Consider the following 14,172-nt stretch of genomic DNA (forward strand, 5'->3'; position numbering starts at 1 on the left):
GATCTGAACGTGCCAACATTTTCGCCTAGTCTTGAGAAGGCGCTGCATCAGGCACTGACCTACGCGAACGAGCGGCATCACGAATATGCCACGCTGGAACATCTGCTATTGGCTTTGGTGGACGACGCCGATGCCGCAGCTGTCATGGGCGCGTGCAATGTTGATCTCGACGCGCTCCGTAAGACGCTGACTGAATACGTCGATAATGAACTTTCAAATTTGATCACTGGTTATGACGAGGACTCGAAGCCCACATCCGGCTTCCAGCGCGTCATCCAGCGTGCCGTTATCCATGTCCAATCCTCCGGCCGCGAGGAAGTGACAGGTGCCAACGTTCTCGTAGCGATCTTCGCCGAGCGGGAAAGCCATGCGGCCTTTTTCCTGCAGGAGCAGGAAATGACCCGTTACGATGCGGTCAACTATATCTCTCACGGCATCGGCAAGCGCCCGGGTTCGTCCCAGACCCGCACGCCGCGCGGCGCCGAGGATAGTGAAGCCGAAAGCAAGCCGACCTCCCGCGGCGAGCAGGAAGAGGGCAACAACAAGAAGCAGCAGGATGCGCTGAAGGCCTACTGCGTCAACCTCAACGAGAAGGCCAAGAGCGGCAAGATCGACCCGCTGATCGGCCGCAATTCCGAAGTCAGCCGCACCATCCAGGTCCTGTGCCGCCGTTCGAAGAACAATCCGCTCTATGTCGGCGACCCTGGCGTCGGCAAGACGGCGATCGCAGAAGGTCTTGCCAAGCGCATCGTCGAGGGCAAGGTTCCCGAAGCTTTGGCCGACGCAACGATCTTTTCGCTCGACATGGGCACGCTGCTGGCCGGCACCCGCTATCGCGGCGATTTCGAAGAGCGCCTGAAGCAGGTCGTCAAGGAGCTGGAAGAATATCCGGGCGCGGTGCTGTTCATCGACGAGATCCATACCGTCATCGGCGCTGGCGCCACCTCCGGCGGCGCGATGGATGCGTCGAACCTTTTGAAGCCGGCTCTGTCCTCGGGCGCCATCCGTTGCATCGGCTCGACCACCTATAAGGAATACCGTCAGTTCTTCGAGAAGGATCGGGCACTCGTCCGCCGCTTCCAAAAGATCGACGTCAATGAGCCGAGCATCGAGGATGCCATCGAAATCATGAAGGGCCTGAAGCCCTATTTCGAAGAGTATCATCACCTGCGCTATTCGAACGACGCCATCAAGACGGCGGTCGAATTGTCGGCTCGCTATATCTCCGACCGCAAGCTGCCGGACAAGGCGATCGACGTGATCGACGAAACGGGAGCCGCGCAAATGCTGCTGCCGCCGTCCAAGCGTCGTAAGCTGATCACCGAAAAGGAGATCGAGGCAACAATCGCCACGATGGCCCGCATCCCCCCGAAGACGGTATCCAAGGACGACGAGATGGTTCTTGCCAATCTCGAGCAGGAACTGCGTTCGGTGGTTTACGGCCAGGACACGGCCATCGAAGCTCTTTCGACTTCGATCAAGCTCGCGCGTGCGGGCCTGCGCGAACCGAACAAGCCGATCGGCTGCTACGTCTTCTCCGGCCCGACCGGCGTCGGCAAGACGGAAGTCGCCAAGCAGCTTGCTTTGTCGCTGGGCGTCGAGCTGCTGCGGTTCGACATGTCCGAATATATGGAGCGTCACACGGTCTCCCGTCTGCTCGGCGCACCTCCCGGCTATGTCGGCTTCGATCAGGGCGGTCTGCTGACCGATGGTGTCGATCAGCATCCGCATAGTGTCGTGCTGCTCGACGAAATCGAGAAGGCGCATCCGGATATCTTCAATATCCTGTTGCAGGTCATGGACCATGGCGCACTGACCGACCACAACGGCAAGAAGATCGACTTCCGTAACGTCATCCTGATCATGACGACCAATGCGGGCGCATCGGAAATGGCCAAGGCTGCTATCGGCTTCGGCTCATCCAAGCGTACGGGCGAGGATGAAGAGGCTCTCAACCGGCTCTTCACACCGGAATTCCGTAACCGCCTGGATGCGACCATTCCGTTCGCAGCGCTGCCGACCACTGTCATCCATAAGGTCGTGCAGAAGTTCATCATGCAGCTTGAGGCTCAGCTTTCCGAACGGAACGTGACCTTCGACCTGCACGAGGACGCGATCGCTTGGCTGTCCGAAAAGGGTTACGACGACAAGATGGGTGCCCGTCCGCTGGCGCGCGTCATTCAGGAAAACATCAAGAAGCCGCTGGCGAACGAAATCCTCTTCGGCAAGCTGAAGAAGGGTGGCGTCGTCAAGGTCACTGTCGGCAAGAAGGAAGACGGCACGACCGGTATCCTGCTCGACTCGATCGCCGATACCGCGCCGATCCGGCCGAAGCCGGAAGCCGAAGTGGTGGACGCCGTGGTTGAGGTGGACGAGGATGACGGCGATACCGTCAAGACCAGAAGCCGTGTCGGCAAGGCCGGCACCGCTTCCGACGCTCGCCGATCGCCGAAGACGCCGTCCTCTGCCGGCGACGGGCATGAAGGCAAGTCGCCACGCAAGGGCAGCGCCGTACCGAAGGTGCCGCGTAAGTAATCGGCGACTGATCGCCTCAAAAAATAAAACGGCTGCATTGGCGACAGTGCAGCCGTTTTCATATGCTTAAGAGGTATATCAAGAGGTATATCTCATAAAGGGATTTAGGGACTATTCGGCTTGAGATCAGCGCAGAAGCTCGATGATCTTCTTGGCATTCTGAGCCAACACTGCGCCATCTTCCATCTTGCCCGCATGTGGCTTCAAGGCGATGCCCTCATGGCGTGGGATGACGTGGAAATGCAGGTGGAATATCGTCTGGCCCGCGGCCGGCTCGTTGAACTGGGCGATATAGACGCCATCCGCATCGAAAGCTTCCTGAACCGCGACCGCGACTTTCTGGACCGTCGTGATCAGATGCGGCAGGGCGCTCGGATCGGCATCGAGAATGTTGCGCGAAGGTGATGTCGGCAGCACCAGCGTATGGCCTGGCGCCTGCGGCATGACATCCATGATAGCGACGGTGTGCTCGTCCTCATAGACACGATAGGACGGGATTTCGCCTTTCAGGATCTTCGCGAAAATATTGTTGGCATCATAGGCGGGGCTGGTCATCCAGGGTCTCCTCGTCTTCCGATTATAGTTCTCCAGAACAGCTAGATATCTTGCCGCTCGCCTTTGCGGAAGGGGCTGTGCTCGGTCAGGATCTCGCTCATCTCCTCCACTTGCTGGCGTTCGTGCTTGAGGTAGTCGGAAACGGCGCGGCGCAGGCCCTGATGGCCGATATAGTGCGCCGAATGCGTAATGACCGGCAGGTAGCCGCGAGCAAGTTTGTGTTCGCCTTGCGCACCGGCTTCGACCCGCTTCAGCCCCTTGGCCAGCGCGAAATCGATCGCCTGATGATAGCAGACTTCGAAGTGCAGGAAGGGATGATCCTCGATGCAGCCCCAATGCCTGCCATAGAGCGTTTCGCCGCCGATGAAGTTGATGGCGCCGGCGATATAGCGGCCTGCGCGCTTCGCCATGACCAGCAGGACATCGTCGGCCATCCGCTCGCCGATCAGCGAGTAAAATTTGCGGGTAAGGTAAGGCCGGCCCCATTTACGGCTGCCGGTGTCCATATAGAAGGTAAAGAACTGATCCCAGACGCGCTCGGTGAGGTCGCCGCCGGTCAGCCAGTCGATGCTGATGCCACCTTCGAGAGCGGCGCGGCGCTCCTTTTTCAGCGCCTTGCGCTTGCGCGACGCCAGCGTTTCCAGGAAGGCGTCATGATCGGCATAGCCCTCGTTGATGAAGTGGAACTGCTGATCGGTACGGTGCAGATAGCCGTCGCCTTCGAAGACGCCAATCTCGTCATCCGGCAGAAAGGTGATGTGGGCGGAGGAGACGCCGAGCTGCCGGGTCACTTCCTTCAGGCTTTCGGCCAGTGCCGGCTGAATCATCTTGCGATCTGCGCCTTCGGCAACAAGCAGGCGCGGGCCGGTCGCCGGCGTGAAGGGAATGGAACATTGCAGCTTCGGGTAATAGCGGCCGCCGGCACGTTCGAAGGCATCGGCCCAGCCATGATCGAAGACGTATTCGCCCTGGCTGTGGTTCTTGAGATAGCCGGCGACAGCGCCGATCAATTCGCCGCTGTCGGTTTCGAGCAGCAGGTGATTGCCGAGCCAGCCGGTTTTGTCGGTAGCCGAGCCTGACTCCTCGAGTGACGATAGGAAGGCATGCGAAACAAAGGGGTTGTAAGGCAGCACCGTGCCCGCCCTCGATGCCCCGGCGAGCTTCGACCAGCTCTCCGGTGCGATGTTCTTGAAGGAACGTTCTACGCGAATGGATAATTCGTCTGTCATGAAATGAGGGAAGGGCTCTCTCTGGGATCAAAACCTTCGAAGGTCATCTGGTCAGCGTTGGCAAATGTTTGTTTGCGGGCCGCTTCGTCGCGCACGGTCCAAGTGATGACCGGTATACCGCGCTGGCGTTGCGCCGTGATGAACGGGTTCGGCAGGTGGCCATAGAAATACGAAATGAAGTCTAGCCCAAGCTGCATGGCTTCGTCATGCTTAAAAAACGTCTCGGGCTCATTTCCATCCGCCGTCAGGCCGATCGGGTAGGGTGTATCAAGCGCCTTCAGGTCCTTGAGCAGCCAGTGATCGAAGCTCATAAGCGCCACATGGCCCTTATAGCCTTCCAGCACTTCGAGCACGGATTCTGCAAAGCCGTCATCATCGCCCTCGCGGCCTTTGAGTTCGAGCACGATCGGCACCTTGCCGTCGCAGAGATTGAGAAGCTGTTTCAGTGTTGGGACCTTGTCCTTGGTGCCGCCGATTGAAAGCAGGCCGAGCTCGGCCGAAGTGCGGTCGCGAAGCTCGCCGGGAAGATTGCAGACGCGTTGCAGATCATCGTCATGAAAGACGACCGGGACGCCGTCGGCGGCATAATGCAGATCGCATTCGATGGAAAAGCCCGCCTCGATCGCGCGCCCAAAGGCCGACAGCGTGTTTTCCCAAACCTGCCTGTTCATGTCGTGATAGCCGCGATGAGCGACCGGACGTTCGGTAAGCCAGGCAATCTTATTCATTATGCAATTTCCATGATGGCATCGACTTCGACGGCGGCATTGAGCGGCAGCGCCGCCATGCCGACAGCGGCGCGCGCATGCTTGCCGGCGTCGCCCAGTACATTTGCCAGAAGATTGGAGGCGCCGTTGATCACAAGATGTTGTTCGACGAATTCGGGCGCCGAAGCGACGAAGCCGTTCAGCTTTACGAGGCGCTTGATGCGGCCGAGGTCGCCGCCCAAAGCGGCCTTCGCCTGGGCGAGGATATTGATGGCGCAAAGCTCGGCAGCGCGTTGGCCGCCGGCGACATCGACATCCTTGCCGAGATGGCCGGTGATGGCGAGCCTGCCATTTTCCATGGGCAACTGCCCGGACAGATAAAGAAGATTGCCGCTGATGACATAGGGTAGATAGTTGGCGGCCGGCGCGGCAGCCTGTGGCAGGACGATGCCAAGCTCGTTCAGACGGCCCTCGATAGCGTCGGACATTTTCATCTCCGTTTTGTTGTAAAATCTTCAAAAATCCGGCATCAAGGCCAAATTCCCGTGATCGGGGGGTCGACAGCCTCGTTTTTAGCCGAATGCGTTCATATAACATCACGTGCGAGTCCAACAGGAGATAATGAATGTTCCGCTCGAGTCTTGCCGCCGTTGTTGTTTCGAGTTTGGGCGTCGCGTCTCTTTGGGTATCGGCTGCCCAAGCGGCCGGTCCGAGTGGGTTGATCGCCCATCGCGCCGTCTACGATCTCGAACTGAAGGACGCCTCTGACCGTTCCGGCATCGCTGGCATGTTCGGCCGTATGGTCTACGAGTTCGACGGCTCGGATTGCACCGGCTTCACCACCAATTTCCGTTTCGTCACGCGGATCGACACGGGCGATTCAACGCGTGTCAGCGACCAGCAGACGACCACGTTCGAAGATCTCGCCAAGCGGGTATTCCGCTTCGAAACCAAGTCCTACACCGACGATCAGCTCGACAAGGACGTGCGCGGCGCGGCGGCGGACGATCAAAAGGGCATCAAGGTCAACCTGACCCAGCCAAAGGCCAAGCAAGTCGAGCTCATCCAAAGCCGTTTTCCGACGGAACATATGCTCGACATCATCCATAATGCCAAGCTGGGCAAGAATTTCTTCGAGGCCGAGGTTTTCGACGGCTCCGACGATGGCGACAAGTCGTTGATCGCAACCACCATTGTCGGCAAACAGGCGGCGCCCTCAACCGACGATCCCGATGCGGACAAGGCCGGCGCCTTCGCCAAGACGCCGTACTGGCCGGTGACCGTTGCCTATTTCAACGACAAGTCCAAGGGCGACGCCGTTCCGGTCTACCGCATGTCGTTCAAGCTCTATGAAAACGGCATTACCCGCGACCTCACCATGGACTACGGCGATTTCGTGCTGACCGGCAAGCTCTCCAAGCTTGAGGTGCTCGACACCAAGGCCTGCCAATAGGTTTTGTGTAGGCGCAGCCCACAAAGCAGATTCTCCGTCATAAAACCGTGTTCGAAGTTTCACTATTCTGTGAAGCGTTCGGCACGCGGTGAATGAGTCATTCGTCCCGCCGTGCCCATCTGGAATTGTAGCGGGCCGCGCGGGCCGCGTCGTTTATCGTCGCAATAATCGGCTGGTGTTTCGCAGACGGGTCCCGTGTTGATAGACGAGAGAGTACGACCGATGGCCAATACCGATCTCGCCCCTACCTCCAATGCTGCTCTGCCGGTTGTCACTGCCGATCCGGCAGAGATCGCCCGCATCGGCGATACCATCGATCTGAACGATCGCGCCGGCATTTCCGTTTATGGCGACCGCGCTCAGCAGTCGGTCTCCGACTATTCCGACAGGATTCTCCGCGAAGTCCGCAATCGGGATCTTGGCGAAGTCGGCAAGCTTTTGACTGATATCATCATCAAATCGAAGAGGCTCGACCCGGCGTCGCTGAAGGACGAGGGTTTCCTTTCCAGGATGTTCTCATCATTCAAGGCGAGGCTCGAACGCTTCAAGGAGGAGTTCGAGGATGTGGCCGGCCAGATCGACCGCATCGGCCTCGAGCTCGACCGGCATAAGGATACGCTCCGCCGCGATATCGCACTTCTCGACGATCTCCATGAGGAGACGAAGCAGTCCATCCTGAAGCTCGACGCCTATGTCGAGGCTGGCAAGACCTTCGCCGAGCGATTTCGCAGTGTCGAACTGCCGAGGCTGAAAACTGCCGCCGACGCAGCCGCGGCCAATCCCGGCGGTGGCATGCTGGAGGCGCAGACCTATCAGGACAGCCTGCAAGCCCTCGACCGGCTGGAGAAGCGGGTGTTTTACCTGCAGCAGGCGCGCCAGCTCGGCATTCAGCAATTGCCGCAGATCCGCATCGTGCAGGCAGGCGACGAGACGCTGATCGAAAACCTGCAGGCGACGTCGGCGCTGACGGTGCCGGCCTGGAAGCAGAAGATGGTGATCTTACTCGGGCTGTCGCGACAGAAATCGGCGCTTGAGCTGCAGAAGAGCGTCACCGACGCCACCAATGACATGATCCGCCAGGCATCCGAGATGATGAAAGATCAGGCGATCGCGATCGAAAAGCAATCGCAACGCGGCATCGTCGATATCGATACGCTTTCCGCCGCCAACCGTGACTTGATCGACACGATCAACGGTGTCCTTAAGGTGCAGGAGGAGGGCCGCAGGAAGCGGGCCGAGGCCGAGCAGCAGATGGAGAAAATGACCATCGAACTCAAGAAGGCGATGATCGAGGCACTATGAGCGGCATGATGATCCGCACATTTCTCACCGGCCTGGCGCTGACGGCGGCCCTTGCCCTCACGGGCTGCAATTCCGGCATGGGACAGAAGTTCTCGATCGTCTCCGGTTCGGAAAATACGGTTATCCAGCCAATCGTCGAAGAGTTCTGCCAACAGAAGGGCGCGACCTGCAGCTTCACCTACGAAGGTACGCTCGATATCGGGTTGGCGCTAAAGAGCGACAAAGGTGTCGAAGAGGATGCCGTCTGGCCGGCATCGAGCGTCTGGGTCGATATGTTTGATATCAAACGCCGCGTGAAGTCGCTGACATCGGTCGCGCAGATGCCGGTCATTCTCGGTGTGCGCAAATCCAAGGCCGAGGCGCTCGGCTGGATCGGCAAGCCGGTCTATATGAAGGACATATTGGCGGCGGTAAAGAACGGCTCGCTGACGTTTCTCATGACCTCGGCAACCCAGTCCAATTCAGGTGCCAGCGCCTATCTGGCCATGCTTTCGAGCGCGCTCGGCGACAAGCCCGTCGTCGAGCCGGGCGATCTCGACAAGCCGGATGTCCAAGGCACCGTCAGGGCATTGCTTGCCGGGGTCGAACGCTCGTCCGGTTCGTCCGGCTGGCTTGCGGATCTCTACACGGGATCCGCCAGCAAGGGCACGCTCTATGACGCCATGTGGAATTACGAGGCGGTGCTGAAGGAAACCAATGACAAGCTCGTTGGCATGGGCAAGGAGCCGCTTTACGCGATCTATCCGGCCGACGGCGTAGCGATTGCGGATTCGCCGATCGGTTTTGTCGATCACGGACGCGGGCCAAAGGTCGAGAGCTTCTTTAACGAGCTTGTCGCCTATCTGCGCTCCGCAGCAGTGCAGCAGCGCATTGCCGATACCGGCCGGCGCATTCCATTGGGAGGGGCCGCAGCCAAAGCGGACCCGAATTGGAATTTCGATCCGACCCGGCTGGTGACGGCGATTCGCATGCCGGAGCCGGCCGTCATTCGTCAGGCGCTCGATCTTTATCAGAGCGCCTTGCGCAAGCCGTCGCTGACCGCCCTTTGCCTCGATTTTTCCGGCTCGATGGAGGGCAAGGGCGAAACGCAATTGCAAGCGGCCATGCAATTTCTGTTCAATCCGGATGAAACCGGCAGGGTGTTGGCGCAATGGACGCCGGCGGATCGCATCATGGTCGTTCCATTCGACAGCCGCGTGCGGACGACCTTTTTGGCAACGGGTGACCCGGCGCAACAAAAGGGCCTTGTAGACAAGGTGTCGCTGCAGCATGCCGGTGGCGGCACCGATATGTATGCTTGCGCAAGCAGGGCGCTTGGCCGCATGAGGGATACTCCAAACCTGTCATCCTATCTGCCGGCGATCGTCATCATGACTGACGGAAAATCCGAGGATGCGAGCCGCGAATTCCTCGACGAGTGGAAGGCTACTGATCCGCATGTGCCCGTTTTCGGCATCACCTTTGGCGATGCCGACAAGACACAACTCGATGCCCTGGCCAAGGCGACATCGGCGCGTGTATTCGATGGCAGGGATGATCTCGTCAGCGCGTTCCGCGCCGTGCGTGGTTACAACTAGGACAGCAATGCGCAACTGGTTCGGCAATGACTGGAATTGGATCGTGGCGGGGCTCGCCGCGGCGATCGTCGTTCCCGTCTTGAGTTTCTTCGCCGCAATGCCGTTGTGGATCGCGGCCATCATAGGCGTGCTCGTTTTTGCAGGCCTTGTGTTCGCCCTGTCGCCGCGCCGGCTTTTCGAAGGTCTGGACGCCAAAGCGATTGGCAGGGGACGTCTCGATTTCGCGCGTGATCTTTTGACTGCAGCCACTCCGGCGGCGCAGAGGCTGGAAGCCTCGGCCGATCACATCACCAATAAGGAGACGGCAAGGCGGGTGCGGCATCTGGCCGAAATCGCGGCCGACGTCTTCGCCAAGGTGGAGGCGAGCCCGGAAAGTGCAGGCACGGTGCGGCGGTTTCTCAGTTATTACCTGCCGCGCGCGGCCGAAGTCGCCGAGGGTTTTGCCACCCTCGAGGCCAAGCGCGTGCCCGACCAGAAACGGCTGCAGGACGTCGATCTCGTGCTCACCAAGCTCGAGGATGCCTTCGCGCACTATTCGGATAGCCTCGTCGACGACAAGCTCGATACGCTGGACACCGAACTGCGCCTCATACAGGCATCGCTCAAAGAGGATATCGGACGCTGATGGCCATTTCTCGCCGCGCCTTTGGGGTTGGACTACTTGCTGCCGGCGTTGCCGGTACTGGCGGCTTTTTCGCCGTGAAGGACAAGCCCGAGTTCCAGGGACTACTCGGCAACCGCACAAAGCTCTTCGGCTTTATCGGCGGCGAGAAAGAGGCGTTTCTGGCTGACAATGATGTGGTCGGCGCATTGCATGGCTATGGATTGGATATAGACAGCCGTGTGACTGGCTCCGTCGAGATGGTGCGCGAGCAGGCGCTTCTGTCGCAGGCTCCCGCTTTCCTCTGGCCGTCGTCATCGATCATGGTCGATATCGCCCGGCAGAGCGGCGTCAAGATACGCAATGACCGAGTGGTGCTGAACACACCGGTCGTCGTCTACACCTGGCAGCCGGTGGTCGATGGATTGATGAAAGCCGGGCTGGTCAGCGTCACAGCCACGCACCAGTACCAGCTCGATCTCAAGGCGTTGCTCGATGCCGTTCTTGCCGGAACGAGCTGGTCCAAGCTCGGGATCGACGCGCTCTACGGGCAGGCACGCATCGTCTCGACCGATCCAAACCGCTCCAATTCCGGCTTCATGTTTGCCGGACTGGTCCTGAGCCTGTTTGCCGGCAATGTCGCAACGTCTTCCGGTCTCGCCCAATTCGGCGACAAGGCGCAGACCATCTTCCGCAATATGGGCTTCAAGTCGCCATCTTCCGGCAAGCTTTTCGATCAATATCTGGCCGGCGGCCTCGGCGGCGAACCGATGATCGTCGGCTATGAGAATCAGTTGGTCGAGTGGATCATCGCCGATCCGGAACGGTGGAAGCGTGTTCAATCGAGTTCCACCGCGAAGCCGGTCATGCTCTATCCGCATCCGACCGTCTATTCCTCCCATCCCCTCATCGTCGTCGATGAGACCGCCAACCGGCTGATGGATGCGCTTTCAAGCCCGAAGCTGCAGGAACTGGCCTTTACCAAGCACGGCTTCCGTGGGCAGCTGGGCACGGCAACCGGCAATGCCGATAGCGCCATTGCGGGCCTGCTGCCGGCCGAGATCGACGCGGTGCTGCCGATACCAGACGCCAACGTCATGCTGGCGCTGCTCGATAAGCTGGCGGCATGAGGGCAGAAAACCTGCGCATATTTTTCGCCCAAGCCTTGCATTCTCGATAAATCGAATGTATGGGCAGCCGCATTCCACACGTAAGGCATGGGATTGTCCGGGAGAAATCCGGATCGTTCCGCCCGGTGGCATCTTCGAAGAGGATGCTGTTCGCCTTGCGGAGGTTCAACCGGAAAAGGAGTCAAAGGCATGGCATTGCCTGATTTTTCTATGCGCCAGCTTCTGGAAGCTGGTGTTCACTTCGGCCACCAGACCCATCGCTGGAACCCGAAGATGAAGCCGTACATCTTCGGCGATCGTAACAACATTCACATCATCGACCTCGCTCAGACCGTTCCGATGCTGAGCCGCGCCCTGCAGGTCGTCAGCGACACTGTTGCCCGTGGCGGCCGCGTTCTGTTCGTCGGCACCAAGCGCCAAGCGTCCGAACTGATCGCCGACAGCGCGAAGCGTTCGGCTCAGTACTACGTCAACGCCCGCTGGCTCGGCGGCATGATGACCAACTGGAAGACGATTTCGAACTCCATCCAGCGTCTGCGCAAGCTCGACGAGATCCTCAACGGCGAAGCCCAGGGCTTCACCAAGAAGGAACGTCTGAACCTTGAGCGCGAGCGCGAAAAGCTGGACAAGGCTCTCGGCGGTATCCGCGATATGGGCGGCACCCCTGACCTGATGTTCATCATCGACACCAACAAGGAAAAGATCGCGATCGACGAAGCCAAGCGCCTCGGCATTCCGGTCGTCGCCATCATCGATTCGAACTGCGATCCGGACCTGATCGACTACCCGATCCCGGGCAACGACGACGCCTCGCGCGCCATCGCTCTTTACTGCGACCTGATCTCGCGTGCTGCCATCGATGGCATCGCTCGTCAGCAAAGCGCATCCGGCCGCGACCTCGGCGCTTCCATCGAAGCTCCGATCGAGGAGACCCTGGTGGACGGCACCGAAGCCTGATCGCGTCCCGCGGCGGACAGACTTTGTCCGCCCGGGCGTATTGATATCCGGGATAAGGCCGTTTGCGACTTCAAGAAGTTCGAGCGGCCTTGTTCTGTTTTTGGGCATCGCGTTGCCTGGGCGATAAATCCAGGCGTGTCCAACCAAGAATTCCAGTGTATGGCGCGGCTTCATAACGCTGTCATACTTAGGGGTACATTTCGTCCCTCAAATCGGTGCCGCGTCGGTTTAACACCGCTTGCCGCATCGTCCGAACCCACAAGAGGAAGCTTATGACCGAGATTACGGCTGCAATGGTGAAAGAACTGCGCGAAAAGACCGGCGCAGGCATGATGGACTGCAAGAAGGCCCTGGCCGAAACCGCTGGCGACATGGAAGCAGCGATCGACTGGCTGCGCGCCAAGGGCATCGCCAAGGCTGACAAGAAGTCCGGCCGCACCGCCGCCGAAGGCCTCATTGGCGTTGCCGGTGCCGGCACGAAGGCTGTCGTCGTCGAAGTCAACTCCGAAACCGACTTCGTTGCCCGCAACGATGCCTTCCAGGACCTCGTCCGTGGTATCGGCCAGGTTGCCCTTTCCACCAGCGGCTCCGTTGAAGCCGTCGCTGCTGCTACCTATCCGGCTTCCGGCAAGTCGGTTGCCGACACGATCAAGGACGCGATCGCCACCATCGGCGAAAACATGAACCTGCGCCGCTCGGTGCTGCTGTCGGTCGAAGACGGCGTTGTCGCAACCTACATCCACAATGCCGTTTCCGACGGTCTCGGCAAGCTCGGCGTTCTCGTCGCTCTGAAGTCGACCGGCAACAAGGAAGCTCTGAGCGCCATCGGCCGTCAGATTGCGATGCACATCGCCGCGACCGCGCCGCTCGCAATCCGCCCGGAAGAAGTCGACGCCGCTGTTGCCGAGCGCGAACGCAACGTCTTCATCGAGCAGTCCCGCGCTTCCGGCAAGCCGGACAACATCATCGAAAAGATGGTCGAAGGCCGCATGCGCAAGTTCTTCGAAGAAGTCGCTCTTCTGTCGCAGGCTTTCGTCATCAACCCGGACCTGACCGTTGGCGCTGCCCTCAAGGAAGCTGAAAAGACCGTCGGCGCGCCGATCGAAATCACCGGCATGGCCCGTCTGCTTCTCGGTGAAGGCATCGAGAAGGAAGAGACTGACTTCGCTGCCGAAGTCGCTGCTGCCGCCAAGGGCTGATCGGCGAAATCATTTCGCCTGTTGACGAAACGAAACCATACCCCAGATAGGTGAAACCATATCAGGGGAAACCCGTGGGCATCGCGTGACAACGCGGTGCCCTTCGTGTATCCGGCTTTCACAATCAATCCCCCGCGATCACTTCAAGGAACCACGATGTCCCAGCCGATCTACAAGCGTGTTTTGCTCAAGGCCTCCGGCGAAGCTCTGATGGGCAGCCAAGGGTTCGGTATCGACGTTACCGTCGCTGACCGGATTGCATCCGATATTGCTGCAGCGCGCGAGATGGGTGTCGAAGTCGGCGTCGTTGTCGGCGGCGGCAATATCTTCCGCGGCGTCGCCGTGGCTTCCAAAGGAGGAGACCGCGTTACCGGCGACCACATGGGCATGCTCGGGACCATCATCAACGCGCTGGCGCTCGCCACGTCGCTGCGCAAGCTGGACATCGATACTGTGGTGCTTTCCGCCATCTCCATGCCAGAGATCTGCGAAAGCTTTTCGCAGCGCGCCACCCTCTACCATCTCTCGCTTGGCCGTGTGGTGATCTTTGCCGGCGGCACCGGCAATCCCTTCTTCACCACCGATTCCGCGGCAGCGCTTCGCGCCGCCGAAATGGGCGCCGAGGCGATCTTCAAGGGCACGCAGGTCGATGGCATCTATTCCGCTGATCCGAAGAAGTTCCCGGACGCTGAACGTTTCGAGCATCTGACCCATAGTCAGGTACTGGAAAAGGGATTGGCGGTGATGGATGTGGCCGCTGTGGCGCTGGCGCGGGAAAATTCAATTCCAATCATCGTCTTTTCAATTCATGAAAAAGGCGGCTTCGCGGAAATCTTGACCGGCGGCGGCCGTAAGACCATCGTATCAGACAACTGACGTTCCGGTGGCACCGGCTTTGCCCGGCGCCGCCTACTACATGGGAGTATA

The 14,172-nt window shown here is 59.5% G+C and carries 13 protein-coding genes; 9 read left to right on the forward strand and 4 right to left on the reverse strand.

What is annotated here, in order from left to right; genetic code table 11:
* The first annotated feature begins 9 nt into the window (after window positions 1-9).
* On the forward strand, window positions 10-2,535 hold the full coding sequence (gene clpA, locus PY650_RS19645) for an ATP-dependent Clp protease ATP-binding subunit ClpA (RefSeq protein ID WP_285881210.1): 2,526 nt from the start codon (window positions 10-12) through the stop codon (window positions 2,533-2,535).
* A gap of 126 nt (window positions 2,536-2,661) precedes the next feature.
* Here clpA and PY650_RS19650 read toward each other — a convergent pair whose 3' ends face one another.
* From PY650_RS19650 to PY650_RS19665, 4 genes are read right to left on the reverse strand one after another with little or no spacing between them, the layout of a single operon-like run.
* Window positions 2,662-3,090 (reverse strand): HIT family protein, encoded by a 429-nt coding sequence (locus tag PY650_RS19650; protein ID WP_285881211.1) that lies wholly within the window; start codon window positions 3,088-3,090, stop codon window positions 2,662-2,664.
* A gap of 41 nt (window positions 3,091-3,131) precedes the next feature.
* A complete protein-coding gene (locus PY650_RS19655; protein ID WP_285881212.1) occupies window positions 3,132-4,319 on the reverse strand; it encodes a GNAT family N-acetyltransferase in 1,188 nt (395 codons plus the stop codon).
* A complete protein-coding gene (locus tag PY650_RS19660; protein WP_285881213.1) occupies window positions 4,316-5,047 on the reverse strand; it encodes a glycerophosphodiester phosphodiesterase in 732 nt (243 codons plus the stop codon). The genes PY650_RS19655 and PY650_RS19660 overlap by 4 nt, the downstream gene beginning before the upstream one ends.
* Entirely contained in the window at window positions 5,047-5,514 is a 468-nt protein-coding gene (locus PY650_RS19665; RefSeq protein WP_285881214.1) for a RidA family protein, read from the reverse strand. Before PY650_RS19665 ends, PY650_RS19660 begins: the two co-directional genes overlap by 1 nt.
* Window positions 5,515-5,651: 137 nt before the next feature.
* Here PY650_RS19665 and PY650_RS19670 point away from each other — a divergent pair, with 137 nt between their 5' ends.
* The 8 genes from PY650_RS19670 (at window position 5,652) to pyrH (ending at window position 14,121) form a co-directional block, all read left to right on the forward strand.
* Window positions 5,652-6,479, forward strand: a complete 828-nt coding sequence (locus PY650_RS19670) for a cell envelope integrity EipB family protein (RefSeq protein ID WP_285881215.1) — start codon at window positions 5,652-5,654, stop codon at window positions 6,477-6,479.
* Window positions 6,480-6,701: 222 nt separating this feature from the next.
* Window positions 6,702-7,781, forward strand: coding sequence for a toxic anion resistance protein (locus PY650_RS19675; RefSeq protein ID WP_285881216.1), 1,080 nt, complete (start codon window positions 6,702-6,704; stop codon window positions 7,779-7,781).
* Complete coding sequence (locus PY650_RS19680) at window positions 7,778-9,358, forward strand: substrate-binding domain-containing protein (protein WP_432761553.1); 1,581 nt, start codon at window positions 7,778-7,780, stop codon at window positions 9,356-9,358. The genes PY650_RS19675 and PY650_RS19680 overlap by 4 nt, the downstream gene beginning before the upstream one ends.
* A gap of 7 nt (window positions 9,359-9,365) precedes the next feature.
* Entirely contained in the window at window positions 9,366-9,983 is a 618-nt protein-coding gene (locus PY650_RS19685) for a 5-bromo-4-chloroindolyl phosphate hydrolysis family protein (protein ID WP_285881217.1), read from the forward strand.
* Entirely contained in the window at window positions 9,983-11,089 is a 1,107-nt protein-coding gene (locus PY650_RS19690; protein WP_285881219.1) for a substrate-binding domain-containing protein, read from the forward strand. Before PY650_RS19685 ends, PY650_RS19690 begins: the two co-directional genes overlap by 1 nt.
* A gap of 189 nt (window positions 11,090-11,278) precedes the next feature.
* The gene (gene rpsB, locus PY650_RS19695) at window positions 11,279-12,046 is read left to right on the forward strand and encodes a 30S ribosomal protein S2 (RefSeq protein WP_120704078.1); all 768 of its coding nucleotides are present in this window, start codon (window positions 11,279-11,281) and stop codon (window positions 12,044-12,046) included.
* 272 nt (window positions 12,047-12,318) lie between these two features.
* Window positions 12,319-13,245, forward strand: a complete 927-nt coding sequence (tsf, locus tag PY650_RS19700; RefSeq protein ID WP_285881220.1) for a translation elongation factor Ts — start codon at window positions 12,319-12,321, stop codon at window positions 13,243-13,245.
* A gap of 156 nt (window positions 13,246-13,401) precedes the next feature.
* The gene (pyrH, locus tag PY650_RS19705; RefSeq protein WP_285881222.1) at window positions 13,402-14,121 is read left to right on the forward strand and encodes a UMP kinase; all 720 of its coding nucleotides are present in this window, start codon (window positions 13,402-13,404) and stop codon (window positions 14,119-14,121) included.
* Window positions 14,122-14,172: the final 51 nt, after the last annotated feature.

This window comes from Martinezella calliandrae (assembly GCF_030272695.1).
GTDB classification, from domain to species: domain Bacteria; phylum Pseudomonadota; class Alphaproteobacteria; order Rhizobiales; family Rhizobiaceae; genus Rhizobium; species Rhizobium calliandrae.

What these genes read in the sequence shown, in the direction of transcription:
- PY650_RS19675 (WP_285881216.1), top strand. Translation starts at nt 6,702, where the DNA reads ATGGCCAATACCGATCTCGCCCCTACCTCCAATGCTGCTCTGCCGGTT.
- pyrH (WP_285881222.1), top strand. Translation starts at nt 13,402, where the DNA reads ATGTCCCAGCCGATCTACAAGCGTGTTTTGCTCAAGGCCTCCGGCGAA.
- PY650_RS19655 (WP_285881212.1), bottom strand. Translation starts at nt 4,319, where the DNA reads ATGACAGACGAATTATCCATTCGCGTAGAACGTTCCTTCAAGAACATC.
- rpsB (WP_120704078.1), top strand. Translation starts at nt 11,279, where the DNA reads ATGGCATTGCCTGATTTTTCTATGCGCCAGCTTCTGGAAGCTGGTGTT.
- PY650_RS19660 (WP_285881213.1), bottom strand. Translation starts at nt 5,047, where the DNA reads ATGAATAAGATTGCCTGGCTTACCGAACGTCCGGTCGCTCATCGCGGC.
- PY650_RS19680 (WP_432761553.1), top strand. Translation starts at nt 7,778, where the DNA reads ATGAGCGGCATGATGATCCGCACATTTCTCACCGGCCTGGCGCTGACG.
- PY650_RS19690 (WP_285881219.1), top strand. Translation starts at nt 9,983, where the DNA reads ATGGCCATTTCTCGCCGCGCCTTTGGGGTTGGACTACTTGCTGCCGGC.
- PY650_RS19650 (WP_285881211.1), bottom strand. Translation starts at nt 3,090, where the DNA reads ATGACCAGCCCCGCCTATGATGCCAACAATATTTTCGCGAAGATCCTG.
- PY650_RS19670 (WP_285881215.1), top strand. Translation starts at nt 5,652, where the DNA reads ATGTTCCGCTCGAGTCTTGCCGCCGTTGTTGTTTCGAGTTTGGGCGTC.
- PY650_RS19665 (WP_285881214.1), bottom strand. Translation starts at nt 5,514, where the DNA reads ATGTCCGACGCTATCGAGGGCCGTCTGAACGAGCTTGGCATCGTCCTG.
- PY650_RS19685 (WP_285881217.1), top strand. Translation starts at nt 9,366, where the DNA reads ATGCGCAACTGGTTCGGCAATGACTGGAATTGGATCGTGGCGGGGCTC.
- tsf (WP_285881220.1), top strand. Translation starts at nt 12,319, where the DNA reads ATGACCGAGATTACGGCTGCAATGGTGAAAGAACTGCGCGAAAAGACC.